This is a genomic window from Fibrella aquatilis (assembly GCF_017353255.1).
Taxonomy (GTDB): domain Bacteria; phylum Bacteroidota; class Bacteroidia; order Cytophagales; family Spirosomataceae; genus Fibrella; species Fibrella aquatilis.
Map to the genome: position 1 here is coordinate 21,468 of NZ_JAFMYU010000030.1, position 19,930 is coordinate 41,397.

Annotated in this window: 20 protein-coding genes; 11 read left to right on the forward strand and 9 right to left on the reverse strand. The window is 52.7% G+C overall.

Annotated features, from left to right (window positions below; genetic code table 11):
- Window positions 1–18 precede the first annotated feature (18 nt).
- Together J2I48_RS25205 and J2I48_RS25210 are read left to right on the forward strand one after the other, a co-directional pair.
- The gene (locus tag J2I48_RS25205; protein WP_207338296.1) at window positions 19–201 is read left to right on the forward strand and encodes a hypothetical protein; all 183 of its coding nucleotides are present in this window, start codon (window positions 19–21) and stop codon (window positions 199–201) included.
- Window positions 198–539 carry a type II toxin-antitoxin system PemK/MazF family toxin gene (locus tag J2I48_RS25210; RefSeq protein WP_207338297.1) on the forward strand — a complete coding sequence of 114 codons (342 nt, stop codon included), beginning with the start codon at window positions 198–200 and terminating at the stop codon, window positions 537–539. Before J2I48_RS25205 ends, J2I48_RS25210 begins: the two co-directional genes overlap by 4 nt.
- Here J2I48_RS25210 and J2I48_RS25215 read toward each other — a convergent pair.
- From J2I48_RS25215 to J2I48_RS25230, 4 genes are read right to left on the reverse strand one after another with little or no spacing between them, the layout of a single operon-like run.
- Entirely contained in the window at window positions 532–1,605 is a 1,074-nt protein-coding gene (locus J2I48_RS25215; protein WP_207338298.1) for an efflux RND transporter periplasmic adaptor subunit, read from the reverse strand. The two genes, J2I48_RS25210 and J2I48_RS25215, sit on opposite strands and share 8 nt — an antisense overlap.
- A gap of 14 nt (window positions 1,606–1,619) precedes the next feature.
- Window positions 1,620–2,048 carry a DUF3995 domain-containing protein gene (locus J2I48_RS25220; RefSeq protein ID WP_207338299.1) on the reverse strand — a complete coding sequence of 143 codons (429 nt, stop codon included), beginning with the start codon at window positions 2,046–2,048 and terminating at the stop codon, window positions 1,620–1,622.
- Between the two features lie 4 nt (window positions 2,049–2,052).
- Entirely contained in the window at window positions 2,053–3,426 is a 1,374-nt protein-coding gene (locus J2I48_RS25225; protein WP_207338300.1) for a TolC family protein, read from the reverse strand.
- A gap of 48 nt (window positions 3,427–3,474) precedes the next feature.
- Window positions 3,475–4,092 carry a TetR/AcrR family transcriptional regulator gene (locus J2I48_RS25230; protein WP_207338301.1) on the reverse strand — a complete coding sequence of 206 codons (618 nt, stop codon included), beginning with the start codon at window positions 4,090–4,092 and terminating at the stop codon, window positions 3,475–3,477.
- A 158-nt stretch (window positions 4,093–4,250) separates the two neighbouring features.
- Here J2I48_RS25230 and J2I48_RS25235 point away from each other — a divergent pair, with 158 nt between their 5' ends.
- Window positions 4,251–4,859 (forward strand): thioredoxin family protein, encoded by a 609-nt coding sequence (locus J2I48_RS25235; protein ID WP_207338302.1) that lies wholly within the window; start codon window positions 4,251–4,253, stop codon window positions 4,857–4,859.
- A gap of 58 nt (window positions 4,860–4,917) precedes the next feature.
- Complete coding sequence (locus J2I48_RS25240) at window positions 4,918–5,466, forward strand: sll1863 family stress response protein (RefSeq protein ID WP_207338303.1); 549 nt, start codon at window positions 4,918–4,920, stop codon at window positions 5,464–5,466.
- 130 nt (window positions 5,467–5,596) lie between these two features.
- On the opposite strand, the gene J2I48_RS25245 is transcribed toward J2I48_RS25240, so the two are convergent.
- The gene (locus J2I48_RS25245; RefSeq protein ID WP_207338304.1) at window positions 5,597–7,939 is read right to left on the reverse strand and encodes a glycosyl hydrolase family 95 catalytic domain-containing protein; all 2,343 of its coding nucleotides are present in this window, start codon (window positions 7,937–7,939) and stop codon (window positions 5,597–5,599) included.
- Between the two features lie 66 nt (window positions 7,940–8,005).
- Between J2I48_RS25245 and J2I48_RS25250 the strand changes: the two genes are divergently transcribed.
- From J2I48_RS25250 to J2I48_RS25265, 4 genes are all read left to right on the forward strand, one after another.
- Complete coding sequence (locus J2I48_RS25250; protein ID WP_229376783.1) at window positions 8,006–8,674, forward strand: DUF3291 domain-containing protein; 669 nt, start codon at window positions 8,006–8,008, stop codon at window positions 8,672–8,674.
- A gap of 69 nt (window positions 8,675–8,743) precedes the next feature.
- Window positions 8,744–9,172 carry a XisH family protein gene (locus tag J2I48_RS25255; RefSeq protein ID WP_207338306.1) on the forward strand — a complete coding sequence of 143 codons (429 nt, stop codon included), beginning with the start codon at window positions 8,744–8,746 and terminating at the stop codon, window positions 9,170–9,172.
- Window positions 9,160–9,501 carry a XisI protein gene (locus J2I48_RS25260; protein WP_229376784.1) on the forward strand — a complete coding sequence of 114 codons (342 nt, stop codon included), beginning with the start codon at window positions 9,160–9,162 and terminating at the stop codon, window positions 9,499–9,501. Before J2I48_RS25255 ends, J2I48_RS25260 begins: the two co-directional genes overlap by 13 nt.
- Window positions 9,502–9,596: 95 nt before the next feature.
- Entirely contained in the window at window positions 9,597–9,848 is a 252-nt protein-coding gene (locus J2I48_RS25265; RefSeq protein WP_207338307.1) for a DUF8507 family protein, read from the forward strand.
- Window positions 9,849–9,913: 65 nt separating this feature from the next.
- Here J2I48_RS25265 and J2I48_RS25270 read toward each other — a convergent pair whose 3' ends face one another.
- Together J2I48_RS25270 and J2I48_RS25275 are read right to left on the reverse strand one after the other, a co-directional pair.
- Window positions 9,914–10,333, reverse strand: coding sequence for a hypothetical protein (locus J2I48_RS25270; RefSeq protein ID WP_207338308.1), 420 nt, complete (start codon window positions 10,331–10,333; stop codon window positions 9,914–9,916).
- 61 nt (window positions 10,334–10,394) lie between these two features.
- Window positions 10,395–12,335, reverse strand: coding sequence for a C1 family peptidase (locus tag J2I48_RS25275; protein WP_207338309.1), 1,941 nt, complete (start codon window positions 12,333–12,335; stop codon window positions 10,395–10,397).
- Between the two features lie 189 nt (window positions 12,336–12,524).
- Here J2I48_RS25275 and J2I48_RS25280 point away from each other — a divergent pair, with 189 nt between their 5' ends.
- From J2I48_RS25280 to J2I48_RS25290, 3 genes are all read left to right on the forward strand, one after another.
- On the forward strand, window positions 12,525–13,322 hold the full coding sequence (locus J2I48_RS25280; protein ID WP_207338310.1) for a hypothetical protein: 798 nt from the start codon (window positions 12,525–12,527) through the stop codon (window positions 13,320–13,322).
- Window positions 13,323–13,339: 17 nt separating this feature from the next.
- Window positions 13,340–14,167, forward strand: coding sequence for a hypothetical protein (locus J2I48_RS25285; protein WP_207338311.1), 828 nt, complete (start codon window positions 13,340–13,342; stop codon window positions 14,165–14,167).
- A gap of 180 nt (window positions 14,168–14,347) precedes the next feature.
- Window positions 14,348–16,459, forward strand: coding sequence for a peptidylprolyl isomerase (locus J2I48_RS25290; protein ID WP_207338312.1), 2,112 nt, complete (start codon window positions 14,348–14,350; stop codon window positions 16,457–16,459).
- Between the two features lie 92 nt (window positions 16,460–16,551).
- On the opposite strand, the gene J2I48_RS25295 is transcribed toward J2I48_RS25290, so the two are convergent.
- Both J2I48_RS25295 and J2I48_RS25300 read right to left on the reverse strand, forming a co-directional pair.
- Complete coding sequence (locus J2I48_RS25295) at window positions 16,552–18,213, reverse strand: NAD(P)/FAD-dependent oxidoreductase (RefSeq protein ID WP_207338313.1); 1,662 nt, start codon at window positions 18,211–18,213, stop codon at window positions 16,552–16,554.
- A 69-nt stretch (window positions 18,214–18,282) separates the two neighbouring features.
- Window positions 18,283–19,662: a sensor histidine kinase gene (locus tag J2I48_RS25300; RefSeq protein WP_207338314.1), complete on the reverse strand. Its 1,380-nt coding sequence runs from the start codon at window positions 19,660–19,662 to the stop codon at window positions 18,283–18,285.
- Between the last annotated feature and the right edge of the window lie 268 nt (window positions 19,663–19,930).

The window sequence follows — 19,930 nt, forward strand, 5'->3', positions numbered from 1 at the left end:
AAATACAAAAAATAAACGATGGAAGCAGTACTGATTACAGTTCGCAACGAAGCAGATCGCCACCGAGTTGAAGAAATTTTGCGTGACGTTGAAGGTGTTACGGGCATACGTGTCATTGATGAGGTGACTAAACTGGCTGAGCCTTCATTAGCTATTGAATGGAACAGTGAGGCCGACCAACGTTGGGATAGCCTGCTATGACATCTACCTACCAGCAAGGCGATATTGTCAGCGTCCATTTTCCGTTTACCGACATTTCGCAGACTAAAAAACGGCCTGCCTTGATTTTGTCAAACGCCGTTGTCAATCAAACCGGCGACTACTTAATGGTGCAGATTACCAGCCAATTTCATTCGGACGGTTTGTCATTACCCATCACTGCTGCTGATTTTGCAGGACCTGCCCTCCCACTTACCAGCTACATTCGTGTTCATAAAGTTTTCCTGTTGAACGAGTCGCTGATTGATCGGCGGTTTAGTGCTATTCAGCCTGGATTCCGGCAAACTATCATCAACAAATTGTTGACATTGATTAGTTGACAGCCACCACCGACGCTTCCGTTAAGTAAGCCGATCCTGACGTAATCACCTGATTAACAGCCGTTAATCCACCCGTTAGCAACACGTTGGCCCCGCTAATGTAGCCGATCTGGACCGGCTGCTTGCGTACGTGCTTACGGTCGGCTTCCAGCACGTAGACGAAGCCGTCTTTGCCGTTGCCTTCCACAATGGCCTCGATGGGCACCATCACATACGAACGCCGTTGGGCGGGGGTGAGCGTGGCTTTGGCAAACAGACCGGGGGCCAGTTTCACACCGTTGGGGTCTAGTTTGATCTCGATTTCATAGAGCTTATTCACCGGATCTGCGGCCTGCGCGAGTTCCTGCACCATGCCGGAGAAAGCACGGTCGGGGTAGGCGTCGAGGCGAATACTAGCGCGGTCACCGAGTTTTAGCCTTGCCCAGTCTTTGTCGGAAATGCCCACCCGCACTACCCAATCGGACCGGCGATTACCCGACAGGAGGTAGACAGGAGAACCGGGGCCAACAAACTCACCCTCGTTGGTCAGCTTCCTCGTCACGGTACCGTCTACCGAGGCCCTGATTTGGGCGTACCCCCGGTTGAACTGCGCGATGGTCAGGTTCTGTTTGGCCACATTGCTGCCTGTAGTGGCGTTCTGGAGCTGTTCGAGCGTGGCGGCAGTGTCGGCAAAGAGCTTCTTCACCCGACCCAGGTCGCGCTCCGATTTCTCCTGCGCCAGCTGCGCCGAAGCCACCTGCGCGTCGATTTCGGTCAGGTTCAGCGTGGCGAGCAACTGCCCCTTCCGCACCGACTGTCCTTCATCAATATACAGTTTGTTGATGATGCCGCCGATCTTGAACGACAGCCGCGCCTCTTCCGCCGACGACACCAGCCCCGATGCCACAATGGGTTCGGCTCGCTCCACGGATTCGACCGCGGCCAGCCGTACCGGCACTACCGAGGCATCAGTTTGGCCCGTAGCTGTGCTATCGGCACCCGCTGTTTCAGATTTTTCCGACTTATTTCCACACCCCCAGAGTGTGGCGGTCAGCAGGAACGCAAGAGTTAATTGAGTGTAGTTCATGTGTGTTGGTTGGTTTATCCCACCGCTGTCCAAAACGCGTTGATGCTGATCACTAAACAGAGGGGTACATAATAGGCGGTGTCCATTTTGGCGAAAGCGGTGTCAGTGACGTGCTTGAAAAAGCCAACGTACCGGAAGTCGCCGATGACGCGGAGAAAAAAGATGCCGCCCACCGCCAGCAGACCGTAGCGCAACCATTTTTCTGATAATGGCAAGGGCAACCAACCGAGTTTGGCGAGGTGTAGCACGGCGAAAAGAGCCAGCCCAGCCGCCACCACCAGCGTGATCAATGGTCCTGGTGTGAAGGCTTTCTCACCGGACTTCTGTGGCAGTTCGGGCGTGGCTACTGCCATCCCCCATTTCCCACCAACTGCCCAGTAGACATGTAATCCGCTGATAGCGAGAAGAATGACTGTATTGATAAGTGCCGTTGTAGCGAGCATAATGTCAAGGAGCAGCCACAACCCGGTCAAGGGCGGCGCGTTTAACGAGGACGTCTTCGCGGGCGAGTGACTGCTGAAGCTGAGCGGTGAGGCGGTCGTTTTGCACGCGCAAAAACTCAATCAGCAGGGCTTGCCCGTTGCGGTACTTACTATCCACAATCCGAAACGTTTGCTCGGCGTTGGCCACGCCCGACTGCGTGGCCACCAGGCTTTCGTTGGCCGCGTCGAGGTCGTAATAAGCTTGCAGCACCTGTAGCTGAATCTGCCGTTCCAACTCGGTGAGGCGGGTTTGAAGCAGGCCCGTCTGAATTTTTGCCTGCTGAATTTTCGAGCGTTTTTCGTAACCCCGAAACAGATCCCATTGTAAACCCAACTGCGCTACGGCGTAGGCCTGATTCCGAAACGTGTAGCCGAACCCCTGAAAGCCCGCGTTGCCCCCCACATATAGATTCGGGATCATGGCGTTGGCCTCGTTGAGCTTTACCGCCGTTTGCGTTGCCGCCAGCGAATGGCCTAGCTGACTCACCTCCTGCCGGTTACGCACCGCCGCCTGTTGCAAATCGGGCAAGCCGTTCTCAGCAACGGGCGCTTTCACCGCCGCCAGCGTCGAGTCGATCTGAATAGCGGCGGTAAGGTCACGGTTGAGCAGGAAATTGAAGTAAGCACGGGCGGTTTCACGGTTTTTTTCGGCTATAGCCACCTGCTGATCCAGCTTACTCAGTTCATACCGTGCCTGCGACACGATCTCTTTCGTAGCCACATTGTTGGCTACCAGTTTTTCGTTCAGCCGGGTCAATTCGCGCAGGGTGCTGCGGGCGTTGTCGTAGATGCGCAGGCCCTCCAGCGTTTGCAGGTACTGGTAATAGGCCGTCTGTATCCCGTACCGAATCTCATTCTCGACCACTCGCTTGCGTGCTTCCTGCCCCGACAGCAATTGCTTCTGAATCAAGTAGTTGTATTGAATGTCAGTATTATAGATCGCATACTGCACTGTGATTTTCGTATCGTGAAAATCGTTTGGTGCCAATAGCTGATTTACGTTCTGGATGTTGGTCGGAAATCGCTCCTGCCCCGTCAGTTTGTTGAGCGTGGCATAGGCCGGGTTGAGGAGATCACCCACCGGAAACTCCAGCCGACGGCCACCCGCTGCCAGCGAATACGTCGGATTGAACGCCACGCGGGGGTAGAACAGCGCCTTCGCCTGCGTTAGTGATTCAGCCACGCGCCTGATCTCGTAGCCCTCCTGCTTCAGCGCCAGGTTGTTTTGCAGCCCTTCCTGTACGTAGCCTTCCAGCAGCGTACCCTTTGGCGGCGGTTGCGCCCGGCCCAGAAAAGGGCTGAGAGAGATGAGTAATAAAACATATAATCGCTGTTTCATAATCAAGTCTTATTTACTGAACAACGTTTAGTGAATGGTCAAAAAAAGTTAGAGTCCCTTTTTTAGGGTATTACAGAAAAGATCAAAAGCTTGGTGCATAAGGTCGGCGCGGTGCTGATCGGAAAACATATTCATGCGTTTACGGATGAATAGAGCCGTGTAGCCGTGAATGGTACTCCAGATCATCATGGCCGCCACCTCCGGGTCTTGCGGCTGAAAGATACCCGCGTCTATACATTCCCGCACCACCTGTACCAACATGGTGAAAGCAATACGCCCCTCAGACCAGATCTCTTCACGGCATTCAAGCGTCTCCATAGGGGCCGTAATAATAAACATAACATCAAACAACTCAGGGTTTTCCACGGCAAACTGCGTGTATTTGCGGCCCATGGCAATGAGCTTTTCGAACGGGTCGTTCAAGCTCACGATGGGTTGGAATTCCTGCATCATCTTGCCAAATGCCTGCTGATGAATGGCGTACATAACCTCGTTTTTATCCTTGAAATACAGGTAGATTGTGGCCGCGCTGTATTCAATTTCTTCGGCGATGGCTCGGATGCTCAGCTTCTCGAACCCATTCAACACGTACAAATGCCTCGCTGCATCAACAATGCGCCGCCGCATGTCTTCCTTCTCCCGCTCTTTCCGTTCTACGATTCCCATAGCTATTGCTTAACGTATCAAACTTACTGAACAGCGTTCAGTAAGAGCAAAAGTATTGAGTAAACGGTCATGTAGGGGCGGGCCGGCCCATCGTGGCCGCCCCTACAGATTAATCTTTTCCCGTTATTCGCTGTCTAACTGTCGTGAATAACAACATCATGAAACAATTCCTGCTGGCTGCCCTGCTGGGAATCGTTACCCTCCCCGCCCTGGCCCAACGTTCGGCCACGGGCTACACCCTCGGCGACGTCGTGGCGCCGTTCTCCCTCAAAAACGTAGACGAACGTATTATCCCGCTCACTGAGTACAAGACTCAGAAAGGCATTATCGTAGTCTTTACCAGCAACCACTGTCCGTTTTCTAAGGCTTACGAAGACCGTATTCTGGCGCTCGACCGCAAGTTTGGCCCGCAGGGGTATCCAGTCCTGGCCATTATGTCGAGCGATGCCAGTGTGTATGAGGAAGACTCATTCGAGCAAATGCAAACGCGTGCCAAGACCAAAAACTACACCTTTCCTTACCTCACCGACGACACTCAGACAGTGGCGAAAGCCTTCGGTGCTACCCGTAGCCCGCAGGTATACGTGCTGAAACGAACCGGCGACCGCTTCACCGTGGAATACATCGGTGGTATTGACGACAGCCCACAAAGTGCCGCCGGTGTCCAACGCGCCTATGTTGATGAAGCCGCCACCAGCCTGCTGGCTGGTAAACCCGTGGTAACGCCCCTAACCAAAGCCATCGGCTGCGCGATTAAGATGAAGTGAGGAGAGTGGCACGGTCGTTGTCCGTTAAATTGGCGTTAAACCAAAATTCACAACGATTATGAAAAAGCATACACGCTCATTCGCCTCACTACTATGCATTGGCCTGTTGGCCACTTCCATGACGATTCTGCAAGGCTGCGGATCAGACGGGAAGAAAGAATCACGCACCGAAGACGCCATGGAGCGTACTGGCGATGCCGTTGCTGCCGATACCAAAGACGCCACCGCAGAAGCCCGCGCTGACATGGACGAGGCGGGCGACAAAGCTAAAGCATCTGGTAATGAGGCTGCTAGCGATTTTAAACGAGAGCGCGATGAAGCCGTGGCGGGTATGAAACGTCAGCAAGCCAAGCTGGATAATGATATTGACGAGTTGAAAGCCGATATCAAACGGCAGGGTGCCAAGGCAAAAGCCGAATCGAAAGATCAACTGGCTGAGTTAGAGCAGAAACGCAAAGACCTTGGCAACGATATAGATAAGGCCCAAAACGCCACTGAAGCTGCCTGGAAGGATATTAAAGCCGGTTTCAAACAAGCAGGCCGGTCTATCGGCAACGCGTTCGACAAAGCTGAAGACAAAGTTGACCCAGACGGCAAAGACGACTAGATAGCCTAAGGTTCAAGGTTTAAAGTCTAAGGCTTAAAGTTGCTTCGCGCTCTTACTCACTGCTCACGGAGCAACTTTAAGCTTTAGACTTTAAACCTTGAACTCTTTTCCCCTTTTCGTAGAAAAATTCCTACATCGGCACGATGGTTAACACCTCGCCTGCTTTGCAGTCGCGAACTAATTTGGTGCCCTCTTGAGGCTGACCATTAATGTTGTATTTTCCAATGAAGGGCAGCATCAGCGTTAGCTTACCACCCGCCAGACTTTTCACCCGCACCTCCGTCACGGCCCCTTCTTTCACGGTGGCCCCCAATTGAAACGCCCCCTCGGCGCGCACGTCGTCGAACTTCAGGTTTTGCCAGGTACGGGGGCGGTTGGGCAGTACGTAGATGGCCTCGTCGCGGCTTTGTACCAGCAGTTCCAGTACCGCATTGAGCGCCCCAAAACCAGCGTCGAGCTGCATAATCTCGCGGTTTTGCTTTTCCGTTTCCCAATCCGGCGACCCCAGTAGGCTAGTACCATTGGTGTTGGCGTTATGAAGCGTGCCCCGGCCCTCATTCACGTAGTTCTCTTTCCAATAGTGCAGCCACTTAATAGCCGCGTCGGTTTGGCCGGTCCGCATCAGCAGCGTAGCCGCCCAGGGCAATGACCAGCCCGACCAGCCACCTGCCCCCTTGAATCGCCAGGCCTGCAAAGTGTTATCCACGATTTTGCGCTCGGCAGGGTTGTTCAGGTCAATGGTGGCAAACGGGTATACCCCGCCCAGGTGCGAATGGTGGCGGTGGCTTTCGATCAGGTCCATCCCTTCCCAAAGCGCAATCCGCTTGTTGCTCAGGCTCCATTCGTCCATGTATTTTCCTTCGAAGGTTGAATACGCAGGCAGCCGCTTGTCGACGTCGGCCCAACGGGGGTCAACAGGTTTACCCAGGGCAGCGGCGGCTTGCGGCAAAATCCGGCAGATTCGGTGCAGCGCCGCTAGTTGAAACGACGCATCGCGACCCCACGCATTCATCTCCGCCCCCCGGTATTCGGGGCTAACCGACACCGGCAGGCTAAACCGTTTGCCCCCGTCGCCGGTCGAGACTTCTTCCAGCATGGCGAAATAGCCTTCAAACGCGCCCGTCAGCAACGGCCAGGCCGTTTGGCTCAGTACCTGCGGCGCGTCGGGCTGATCGAGGCCGTAGCGGTAGTTCTGCCAGGCCATCATGGCCATCCAGGCGGTGCAGGCATGGTCTATGGTGCCGGTCCAGAACGTGCCCACCACCCGGCAGCGGTCATCTACGGCGTGGGGCAGCATGAGCGCACCAGGCCGACCGAAAAAGGCTTCGCCGTTTCTCTTCAGTTGCGGCATCCAGCCGTTGATCATCCGCCAGAGGGGCTTAAAATTCGCCAGTCGGTTGGTAGCCAGGGCGGGCGTATAGATCATCTGGACGTTGATGTTGAAATGGTAGTCGTTGCTCCAGGGTGGCAGTTGGTAATCTTCCATAAACGGCCCCTGAAGGGTACAGGCCAGTCCGTTTGGCGAGGTCGAGATGGCTTGTTTGTAGAGGCCGTAGTCAATGATTTCCTGCAAGAGCGGGTCGGGCAGGGCAATGCGCGGCACCACTTTGTAGTAGCTGGTCCAGAAGGTGTCGGCGGTGGCAATGGCCGAGGGTGCCCGGTCGAGCAGGGCCTGCATGGCGGGGTAGTCGAACCGGCGGGTCTTGCGGTTGTAATAGAGGTTGCTGGTCTGGATATACAGGTGCTGGTCGTTTACCTGATCGTAGCCCACCAGCAGCGGGTCGTCATCGGGCAGGGGCTGGATAAACGCGCCTTTTCCGCCGTAATCTTTCACCACCCACTGCGGCTCTTCAATTCCTGCCGACCGCAATTGTTCGGTCACGAAACTGTAGTGCGGGATGAGTTTGTAGGTTAGTTTGCCACGCAGGTCTTTCGGAATTTCCAGTTCCGTCACCTCCAGACTAGCCGCCTGTTTGATGTTCAAAACGTGGCTTACCTGCTGCGGATCACGCACCACAATTTGTAATAACCCCCTGTCGGTAAACAGGTTACCGTATAAAATCAACCACCCATCGGGTAGGTTCACGTCGAGCCGACCGCCGCCAAGTTGCTGCGGGTGCCCCAGCGACTGCGCCCCGGAGCGCGGCACGGCAAAGGCGGCAGTGATGCCCGCTTTATCGCCCGCCTGAAGCTTGGTTTTCAGGTCGGCATAGGTGGTTTTTGCCGAAAACTCGTTGCCCCCCCGGTGGTCCCAAAACCCCGACCGGCTGATGGTGATGTGCAGCGTATGGCCCCCGCCCCACACCATGATGCCCTGGGTACCATTGCCCAGCAACACACCCGTATGGGGTCGGGGCAGCGGAAATTGCCACGTCAGTGTGCGCGGCGGCGTTTGGGCGTGGGCAGCAGAAGCCGTGAAAATCAGCAAAAGTAGTAGCCGCCAGCAGCGCGTGGGTAGGTAGAGTGAATGCATAGGTCAAAAGTAGCATTCGGCGCGGCGTTGAAACAAGATGCACCGATTTACGATTTACGAAGTACGATGCTCGTAACGCTTACTATCCTGAAATTTGCTCCCGGCGACCGCTACCGGGCTTTTGCCAACATGGGCCGGTGGCTGATGAAGCCGTTCGATGTGGCGGGGCTGGGCTTCCAGAAAATGATGGGTACGGGCAAAAATTTTGGCTTCATCCCCGACTTTTCGCAGTACGTTTTCCTGGGTGTCTGGACCGGCGAAGCGGCAGCAAATGCGTTCTTTTCGTCGGCAGCCTGGCAACCGTTTTTGCCGAAAAATCCGCTCGGTATCAGCACCGTATACCTCCGCCCGTTCAAATCGCACGGGCTTTGGGACGGCGTCAATCCCTTCACGCCCGACAAGGCCCTCCCCCCACCCGACCCCGCCGCGCCCGTGGCCGTGCTTACCCGCGCCAACATCCGCCCCGGTGCCCTGCTTGATTTCTACCGCAACATCCCGCAGGCCCGCCAACGCATTGCCGAGCAGGGCGATAACCTCTTGTTGGCCATGGGCGTAGGCGAAAAACCACTGGTGCAACAATGCACGATTAGCATCTGGAAGAACGCCGCCCTGGTGGACCAATTCGCCTACCGGCAAAGCGGCCACCGCGAGATCGTGAAGAAAACCCGCGACCGCCAATGGTACTCCGAAGAGCTATTCGCCCGGTTCGCGGTGCTGCGGATGGAGGGGTTTTGACTAAACTTATAAGGTCTGAAAAGAGACCTTATGGGTTTGTTGCCCATCCTGTTATCTTTGGTAGAACCTATGGCAAAAGACTTTTTTCATCAAGCTGTACGAACCGCACTCGAAAAAGACGGCTGGACAATTACGCATGACCCCTATCCGTTGCGCCTAATGGGCATCGGCGGTGAAATTGACCTCGGCGCGGAACGCATTCTGGCTGCCGAAAAAGACACTGCATCCGGCAGTGTTCAGAAAATAGCCGTTGAGGTCAAGAGTTTTCTCAGCCCGTCCTTCATGTACGATTTCCATGTTGCTATTGGGCAATACACGAACTACCGGGTCTGGCTGGAACGCAAAGAGGCAGACAGAACCCTTTATCTGGCTGTTCCGGCAGGCGTTTATGAAACTCATTTTCAGGTTCAGGGCATCGAATTTGTTTGCCAATCCGTGAATGTGCAAATCGTTGTGTTTAACGAAACAGAACACTTAATCGAATCATGGAAAAGTTAACATTCTACCGGCAGTGCATTCAGAGTATGTTCAATGACTATGTACACGTAAAGCCAGCCAATCTACAAGATGTGGAAAATCAATTGATAATGGATACCGAACGGAATCATTATCAATTTGTCAGTATCGGCTGGGATAAGACAGCATTCAGTTACGCTGTTATTTACCACTTTGATATCAAGCCCGACGGCAAAATCTGGATACAGGCTAATAACACCGACCGCGACGTGGCCGAGGAACTGGAACAGATGGGTGTACCCAAATCCGATATCGTCATTGGCTTCCAGCCCCCGCAGTACCGGCCCTACACGGGGTACGCGGTGGCATGAGGGGAGCGGAAAATTATTCAGAAACTTAACCTGCACTCGTCCGGTTTTTTCGTAATTAATGCTGGTTCGTAACAAAAAACGACAGCGGTTTAATTATGACAACGAAGTCTCAACACCCTCTAAGCAACCTCCAACTTGAGTTACTGAAAACGTTTAGCCGGAACGTGCCCGATGAAGACCTGCTAGCCATTCGGAAGATGCTAACGCAGTATTTCGCGCAGAAGGCGGCGGCTGTGGCTGATGAAGTTTGGGAGTCGGAGGGGTTTTCTAAAGAAACCGTTACAGCGTGGCGCAAGGCGCACCTCCGCACACCCTATAAACACACAACATCAGGTTCTGCCGAATGAAAGTTGTTCTGGACACAAACCTATTGCTTGCGTGCATATCGCCGAGATCTATCGACCCATTGGCTCTACGACAGGCTATTTGACGGATCGTTTACGCTTTGCGTAACCTCCGAAATTTTAGGCACTGCTTCATACGTGCCTGTGACGTAACGCGGCGTAAAAACAACCATTGAGTACGTACCTGCACGGTTGATGCGTCCACCCATAGAGCAGGTATTGTTGGCTCCAGCAACCAACTGCCCTGTCTCAGAATACATCCTGACAACAGCGTCCATTGATGCTTTTATTGAAACCGTAAACGCTGCGTTGTCCTGCGTTACCTCGAATGTAAAATGGTCGTTACGAGGTGAGTTTTCAAAGGCGGTGGTACCCCCTGCGCCTACGCCTGTCCTACTACCCTGAATGACCTTTCGATCAAGTGGGGAGGCATTTCCGGACAATAAGCCAAGCATTAACAGGACGATCCAGCCGATTACTGTTTTCATTTTTAATAAAATTTCAAGTCAAGTATACTGGTCAAGATCAGGCAAAGTTGAAGTCAATCAGTCAAGGCTTGAATTCCCACCAATCATTGTACAAGATTTCATCTTTCAATTCTGATGTGTAAGGCGGTCTTGAGAGGCCTAAACCAACGAACGCTCTGTCTGATGTGGCAACGCCAACTCCGTACAAACGTCCTGGCCCTGGTCCAGTAAACGGTTTACCGATTTCCCACGTGTCTTTTATGGGATCGTACACATAGAATGTATTGGGATAGGACGTGTCTGAACCGTTAATTTTGACGTAATCCAATGTAGCTCCCAACCCACAATATAATTTGCTATTTAAGACAAAACTCACGTAAAAACCTGTCTTTAGAGCATCGACAAACGAAGCCTTTTTCGTCCACGTATTTGTCTTAAGATTGAATGCATAAATAATCTTTTCGCCATTTTTCTGTGGCACGCCTCCACCGTTAATCAAGATGTACAAATTATCACCAATAACACCATACGCGTTAATGATAGCCTGAATATCAAAAGGCAATTCCGTTTTTTTAGTCCAGCTATCAGTCTGATTATCATACTCGTACAGGATTCTTCCCTGTAACCACGTAGTACCAGCATACGAATTGAAACCCATATATCCCTTCCCATTGTAGCTGAACCCGACTGCATAGGCAAAGTCATTATTGGCTGGAAAATTGTTTTTACGTTGCCACGTGTCCTTAACAGCATCATATTCAAACAAAGCATATTGATCAGAAGCATTCACAGTTGACTGGTTGTACAAACTGGCGTAGGCTTTCTGCCCAATCGTGAAAATACCTCTGTCATTGTAGCATACATAGCCTTTTGGAAGATCTGCCCGTTTCGCCCAGCCATTAGTGACTGGGTCATACATCCACATAGACATGAAGGCAGTTGATGCAGTTGGCGTGATCGCTTCGCCTCCTACCACGTACACCTTATCATTAATGACAAACGAAGCGGCTCGGCTTCTTTTTGTATCAGGAAAAGTGGCTCGTTCAGTCCACTGACCGGACGTATTGACGATTGCAGAAGGATCAACTACGATAAAATTGCTTAATACATTGCTTGACAGTCCTACATAAGCTTGTGTTATTAAATCAGGTACGGCTGCATAACTCATCCAGATATACCCGTTATTACCCCATCCTTTTCCCCATGAATTCATCAACTTGAAGGCTTGCCGGGTTTCGTCAAAGCCAACAACAACCATTGCATGGTAATTTCTGAATACTGGATTATCAGTTTTATTTATAATAAACTCACCACTACTCTTCTGAACAGGCACTAACAATTCACTGGTCGCTTTTACGCCAACTATAATTGGAAGTTTCAGCGAAAGAGCTTCTTGAAAATAATCTGTTTTAATAACTGTTCTACCCCAGCTTGCTAATTTATAATTAGTTGCTTTTTGTTTTTGCTCGGTGGTTGGCTGGATCAAATAGTCTCTGTTACCCGCTTTGTAAGGCATATCTTTTATTGTACAGACCCCTTGAGCAACAATCGTGTTTAACGCATCTGTAATCTTTGATCCTTCATCTTTCCCCCCATTTATTTGATTATAAATAAATGACGGACTAAATAGTGTCTCCTCGCTATATGTTTGCTTTTTTTCGGAAAAATTGAGATAACTACGCAACGCATAAGCTGTTGCCCACGCAGTGCATGAACCTTGCGATCCTTGATCACCAACAGTTGGCATATCTGTACTGAGATCGACATTGGTTATCCTGGCAGCTCGTCCCCCTTTCTTTGTTACGGGGATATACAGAGGAATTTTATCATACTCTGCCTGTGCAACAAGCTGATTACCCGTTTTCTCCTTTGCTACGTCGGTGAGCGGTTCCACTTGCGTGGGCGTAGGCACCGGAGTTGGTGTGACTGGCGTATCGTCTGCTTTTTTGCATTGAACCAGAAAGGCACTGATACAAACAGACCAGAAGAAAAGCCAAAGAGTGGAACGTACCTGTGTATTCATGAGACGATGAGGAAATAAGCCGGAAAGCCGTGCGCCCTGTGGTGGGCAACGAGACAAAACTATGGGCCGACAACGGACGCGCTTTCCCGTTGTTTTTCGGTTTCGTTTCGTTTATTTTTCGGTCCATTCTGAACACTTCCGGCTTTCTTTCCGGATGTCTACGTTTGTCCACACATCTTCTGAAACATCATGAAAAATCTACGCGAGGGTATCCGCGCCCGGTACCGCACGTACCAGCAACGCGATCCTGATCGCTACCCTAATTTCGAGTTTAATACCAACCGGGCCAACTACGAACCCCTGCGCGAATCGTTCGAGGAAGAGTTTTACCGCGTCAGGGGCTACGACGCTAAAACACCCACCATCGCCATTCCCAGCACCAGTACACTGGCCCAACTGTTCACCGACGATAGCTATGTACCCAGCCGGAAAATCCTAAATACCTGCGAGTCGTATGCCGAGGGGCCTGTACAAGCTGACAATATCGTTGAAGCAGTTCATCAGGCCGGACCGCTACCATCGAATCCAAAGCCTGCGATCAACCAATGGCTTTTGGCTGCAATAGGTACGGTTGCCCTCGTTTCGCTGTGCATCATGGGGTGGCGCGCAGTATACCCCAAGCCAAGCGGGTTAGTTATAACCCGCCCAATTCATCGGAGTATCATCCCACGAGAAAATGTCATTGAAGGACGAGTTTTCAATGCAAAAACAGTTCGAATCGTACTACTTTCGGTCTCTTTTGATAGGTACTGGATCACTGAACCAATTCAAGTTAACGACAACGGGGTGTGGCAAATAGAAGAGATTATTGGCAGTCATCTCAAAACAGATATTGGTCAGACTTATCAACTTCGTGCTTTTGTAAATCTCAAAGAAGAATTTCCGCCAGGTGAAGTATATCCCTCATGGTCCGGGACATGGCCCGAAGCTGAACTGGCATCCAATGTGATTGATATAGTAAGGGGACCTGCCGTTAGGCAGTATTGATTTATCGTTGCCATTCTATGCAACCGACAGATAAACCTATTACCAAAGTTGACATAAATGTGCTGCGGGAGGGTATCAAAAGCCAGTATGCCTGTTATCACGCACTCAACCGGGATAAATACCCAGCTTTTGTTTTCAATTCCAATCGAGCGAACTACGGGCCACTCAGAGTCTCATTTGAAGAAGAGTTCTTTGAGAAGCGACAAATAGACCGGAGAAACAATTACTTGCATATCCCCAGTGTAAACACCTTCGCCCAACTCTTCTCTAATGATAAGTATATACCCAGTAGAAAAATCTCCAATACGTGCCGCTTATATTTTCAAACAGCCCCAGAATTAATTATAAACGGGGCCGCACCAACGGCAAAGAGGCTATGTCATAAACAGGCTCAACTCAAACCGATTACGGTCGGTATTATAACTTTTATCTGCCTGCTGATTGCTTACTGGCTGTTAAAGTCAATTGCATACGCAAGTGATCTTGTAGTACTTAGCCCTATTAGTGGACAAGTAGTACCCCGGCTTCCTCTTATTGAAGGCAGGGCAACCAATACCAATGTTGTTTTTGTTGTTGTACACCGCGTTGGCGAAGGTGAATTGTTTTATGTCCAAGACCCTGCTGCCGTACAGACTAACGGAACTTGGCAAACAACTGCTTACGTGGGGGTAGCTGATCACCGCAGCGATGGTGCCGCTTTTGAAATTCGTGCCTTTGTGCGGCCCGGCGGGTCTTACAAAGAATTGTACAATGAAAAGCAGCGGTATGTTTACGATTCATGGCCTGAAACAGCCGAAGCGGCAACTGAGCCGATCATTGTGGTTCGGGGGCCGAAGCAGAGATAGGTGGAACTTAGCTGGGTTTGGTGTATACTGTTCAATGTTTAAAGTTGCCTTATTTCGACATAGCGCGAAGCAACTTTGAACGTTGGACATTAGCCGTTAAACCCCTCCATTTTTGGCCCCATTCTTGTATCCCAACGGGAAAGATTGTTATTTTGCGGGCTAAATTCGTGTAGAACCGAGATGTCATTAATTAACAAAATCCGTGAACGCTCGGGGTTAGCCGTCGGCGTAATTGCCGTCAGTTTGATCCTGTTTATCGTAGGTAGCGACTTGTTGGGAGGTCGGAGAGCACTCTTCGGCGGCAACAGTCAGGAGGTGGGAGAGATTGATGGGAAAACCATTGATAATCAGGATTTTCAGGCCAAAGTAGACCAGGCCCGGCAGCAGTATCAGCAGCAGGCTGGCCGCGCTCCCAGCGAGCAGGAGATGGGTCAGATTCGCGATCAGGCCTGGAATGAATTCATCTACGAAATCGCTTACCAGAAAGAATTCGACAAACTCGGCCTGACCGTTTCGAACGACGAACTGGTCGACATGGTGCAGGGCGAAAATATCAGCCCGGAGGTGCGCCGCAGCTTTACCAACGCCGCCGGTGTGTTCGATAAAGCGCAGATTCTGACGTTTTTGAAGGGCCTCAACAGCCGCCCCGTGGAAGAAAAAGTGCAGTGGGCCAATTTCGAGCAGGGCCTGAGCACCAGCCGCCTCCGCGAGAAATACGCCAACTTGATCCGGCTGTCGTCATTCGTGACCACCGCCGAAGCCCAGCGCGAGTACACGGCGCAGAACACCAAGGCCGACGTGAAGTTCCTGTACGTGCCGTTCCAGTCGGTGAACGACACGACCGTGAAAGTGACGGATTCGGAACTGGAGAGCTACCTCAGCAGCCACAAAGACGAATACCCCGGTGCCGACAGCCGCACTATTCAGTACGTGACGTTTGCCGTGAACCCCTCGAAAGAAGACAGCGCGTCGTTATATAACGAGATCAAGACGCTGGCCCGTGGGCTAGGTGCCGCAAAGAACGATTCGACGTTTGCCCGGCAGAACTCCGACGAGCAGGTGCCCCTCTACCAAACGGCCGGTCAGATGCCGGAGCAACTCCGCGCGGCCATCCCCACGTTCTCGCCGGGTGGTGTGTATGGCCCTTTCCGCGAAAAGAACACCTACTTCATCTACAAATACGGCGGTACCAAGCGCGACACGAGCTTCACGGCCCGCGCCAGCCACATCCTGATCAACGCGCCCAAAACGGCATCTGATTCGGTGAAAGCACAGGCCCGCCGCCGCGCCGAAGGTATCTTGAAGCAAATTCAGGGTGGCGCGTCATTTGAGGCACTGGCACAGACCAACAGCGACGACGGTTCGCGCGATTTGGGTGGTGATTTGGGTTACTTCAGGAATGACCACCGCATGGTGAAGCCGTTTGAAGAAGCTGTGTTTGGTCAAAGCAACGCCGGGCTGATTCCACGGTTGATTGAAACAGACTATGGTTATCACATTATCAAGGTGACCGAACCAAAGACGAACTTGCTCTACCGCGTGGCGGGCATTGGCAAAACCATTACCCCCAGCGAAGCCACCACTAACGAAGCCTACCAGAAGGCAAGTCAGTTTGCCGCCAACAGTCGCAGCAAAGAAGCGTTTGACGATAACGCCAAGAAAGACCGCCTTGTAGTAGCCAACGCCGAGCGGATTCCGGAAACGGCCAGTAGCGTTAACGCTCTCACCGATGCCCGCCAGATTGTGCGTTGGGCGTTCGATAGCAAGACGGACCTGAACGCCGTATCGGAACCGTATCAGGTGGGTGAACAATATGTAGTGGCTGTGCTAACGGGTAAAACGAATAAAGACAAGGTAAGCGTTGAAGACTACCGCCCCGAACTAACCGCCAAAGTGCGCAACCAGAAAAAGGCCGATCAGATTCTGGCTAAACTGGGCAACGCAAGCGGTACGCTGGAAGCCATTGCCCAGAAATACGGTGCCGGTGCCATTGTTGAAACCGCCGACGACATCAATCTGTCAACGGGCTTCCTGCGTAGCGCCGGGGTTGACCCAGTGGCCCTGGGCAAAACGTTTGGCTTGAAGCCCGGCAAACGCTCAAAACCATTTGCTGGTGAAAGCGGTGTGCTGATGGTAGAGCCTACCCGCATTACGCCCGCGCCAAACGTGGCCGACTACGCCATGTACCGCAACATGATTGAGCAGAATAGCTTCCAGCGCTCACAGTTCTACGCCAACGAAGCCATCCGCGACGCAGCCAAGATTGAAGACAACCGCGCCAAGTTTTACTAGTTGTCTTTGCTTAACTGATTACACAAAAAGGCCCTGCTGAGATCAGCAGGGCCTTTTTTTTAAACCTATAAGGTTCTGAAAGCCTTGTAGGTTTAATTCTCCGCCAGATACTTATGGACAAAGCTAACGGCCATGGCACCTTCGCCCACAGCCGAGGCGACGCGGGCCATGGCACCGGAGCGGACATCGCCCGCTGCGAAGATGCCAGGACTGCACGTTTCGAGCGAAAACGGCTCACGCGACTGCTTCCAGATGTCGCGGTAGTGCGCGTTGTTAATGAGGTCGCGGCCGGTTTGGATGAATCCCTTGCCGTCGCGGATGATGTCCATCTCGATCCAGTCGGTGAGGGGTTTGGCTCCGATGAAGATAAATACGCCCCCGGCTTCGGCCTCGCGGCGCTCGTGGGTGTTCAGGTCTTCGAGCACAACGGCGGTCAGCTTATCGTCGCCTTTGCCTTCCACAATTTCGGTGCAGGGCAGCAGGTGAATGTTGGGGGTCTTGTCGATCTGGTCGATCAGGTATTGCGACATGGTGTCGGACAGGCTCTGACGGCGGATGCAGATGAAGACGTCGGAGGCGGTGCGCGAGAGGTACATGGCCCCCTGCCCCGCCGAATTGCCCCCACCCACAATGTAGACCGGCTGCCCTTTGAAGGCGTAGGCCTCAGTAGTGGCCGCGCCATAGTAAACGCCCGCGCCGGTAAACTTGTCGAGGCTTTCGTTCTCCAGTTGCCGGTACGACACCCCCGTACTGAGCAGAATGGCCCGCGTTAACACCTCGCTACCGTCGGCCATTTTAATGCGCTTATACTGTCCCTCCGACCTTATTTCGGCCACTTCCTGCGGCACCAGAAACTCCACGTTAAATCGTTTCGCCTGCGAAATAGCCCGTTGCGTCAGTTCAGCACCGCTGAGGCCGTTGGGAAAACCAAGGTAGTTTTCGATCCGCGAACTCGTACCCGCCTGCCCACCCGGCCCCCGCTTATCGATCAAAATAGTACGCAACCCCTCCGACCCGCCATAGACCGCCGCCGCCAGACCGGCAGGGCCCGCCCCAATGATGGCCAGATCATACAGAGCACCTTCGGCTCTGGAACTGAGGCCCAGTTTTTCACCCAGTTCCTGAATGCTGGGGTGCGCCAGAGCGGTGCCATCGGCCAGCAGCGCAACGGGCAGGTCGGTGGTGGTGAGGCCGTGGGTATCAAGCAGTGATTTGGCGCGGTCGTCGGTCTCAACGTTGAGCCATCGGTAAGGAAACAGATTGCCCGCCAGGAAGTCTTTCAATTCGTGCGAATCGCGGGAGAACTGGTAGCCAATGAGTGTTAAACCTTCGTAATCAGGCTCGTAGTGTTGTTTCCAGTCCTCAAGCAGGCCGTCTAGGGCGGGGAATAATTTTTCGGCAGGTGGGTCCCAGGGCTTGCTGATATAGTAGTCGAGTTGCACTTCGTTGATGGCCCGTACCGCCGCATCGGTATCTGAGTAGGCCGTGAGCAGGGCTTTTTTAGCACCCGGAAACACCTTGCGGGCTTCTTTCAGAAACTCGACACCCAGCATATCGGGCATCCGCTGATCGGACAAAAACAGGGCGACAGTCTCCCCCTTTTTCTTCAAATCAGTTAGCGACCCCAGCGCCTCGTTGGCCGACGACGTGGTCAGGATTCGGTAGTCTTTACGGTACTGCGACCGCAGATCACGACGCAGCGCCTCCAGCACCTGCTCGTCGTCGTCAATGGCTAAAATGATGGGTAGCTTCATGATTGAATTGTGAATGAGCTTACCTAATTAGTGAATGAGTGATTGAACGAATTAGGTACGCTCAATCACTCATTCACTAATTGGTACGCAGATCGTGAACGTGGTTTCGCCGGGTTTGGAGGCTAGTTTGATGCTGCCGTTGTGATGGCGGACAACACCCTGCACAATATCGAGGCCCAGGCCAGAACCCTTGCCGATGCCTTTGGTGGTGAAAAACGGCTCGAAAATCTTTTTCTGAATGTCGTCGGGAATGCCCGCACCGTTGTCGGTGAAGGTGGTATAGACGAACTGATCGCGCTCTACGTAACTACGAATGGTGAGGGTACCCCCCGAGTCGGGAGCTGCGTCGATGGCGTTGTCGATGAGGTTGGTCCAAACCTGATTCAACTCACCCGGCCAGCCCTGGATGGTGGGTAAATCGTCTGGGATGTCTACGGTAACAGTCACGTTTTTCGACCGAATCTTGTGCCCCAGTAACGTAACCGTGCTGCGTATGCCGTCGGCTAGGGCTACCGCTTCGCGACCACCACCCCGGTCCATATGGGTGTATGATTTGATAGACGACACCAGCGTGGCCATCCGGCCAGAGGCCTCGCCAATGTCGACAACCAACTTTTCGGTCACCAGGTTGTTGTTTACCCAACCCAGCACCCCCGCTATGTTTTCGGGGCCTACCTGTTCAAGAATAAAGTCCAGATCGGCATCCGTAAAGCGAAACTCGGCCAGCGAATTGGCCAAATCAGGGCCATCTGGCACACGTTGGTCATCGAGCCAGTCGGTCAGATCGTCTTCCAGGCCGCTGCGTTCCAGCATAGTGAGGGGCGCGGTCTTGTTGTCGAGTTTTTCAAACAGCCATTCGTTCACCACGTCGGTTTGTTCGTCGGTCAGGTTCATGTGCATGATAGCCTTGAACCGTTCGGGCGTGGCCCGCATGTGGGTACGCAGGGCATCGGCATTACGCACAATGGCCGAAACGGGGTTGTTCAGTTCATGCGCCAACCCCGCCGACAGCCGCCCCAACGACGCCAGTTTTTCTTCCTGCTGCGCCTGTTGGGTGAAGTTGCGTACGCGGTCGGTCATTTGCTGCACCAGGGTTGCAGTGAGTTCATAGCAGGTAGTGGCCATTTCGCGGAGGTGGTCGCGGTGCAACTCCAGCATCCGTGCGTCGGTGTCAACCGTGACTACCTGTACGCCTTCGGTAAGCCGTGAAAAAGGCAGCACTCCCGTAATGGCCGGGGCGGTGTAATGTAGCAGTTCGTCTGGCTCCGCGCCAATGGTCATCTCACCCGCCAGCAACAGCCGCAGGTGATCAATGGAATCGCCTGGTCTGTGCAGCACATACCCAGCGGCGTACTGTTGCTCGTCGGCATGGTCCAATAGCCACCGCAATTGCTCGTCGGGGACAAGCTCAAAACCAGGAAAAGCCTTTAGATCGGTTACGTTGGCCATAGTAGTCTGGATACTGATATCGAAAAAACAGCGGGGTGTGGTAATGCCACTTACTGCCTAACACGTTAAAACCAGCCGTGGTTAGCAACGTGCGTCTAAATTATGGCTAACAAACCAGTTTGGACGCCTATTTGCTGCAACTGACGCAAGGGAAGCATTTAGGGAACGGCAACAGAATAGCGGTAACTACCTATGGAGCTAGCCGTCTGGTCCTTACCTTTGTTATGCAGCCTTTCTTTGTCCACTAGACTGAGCTGCGGCTCTGCGC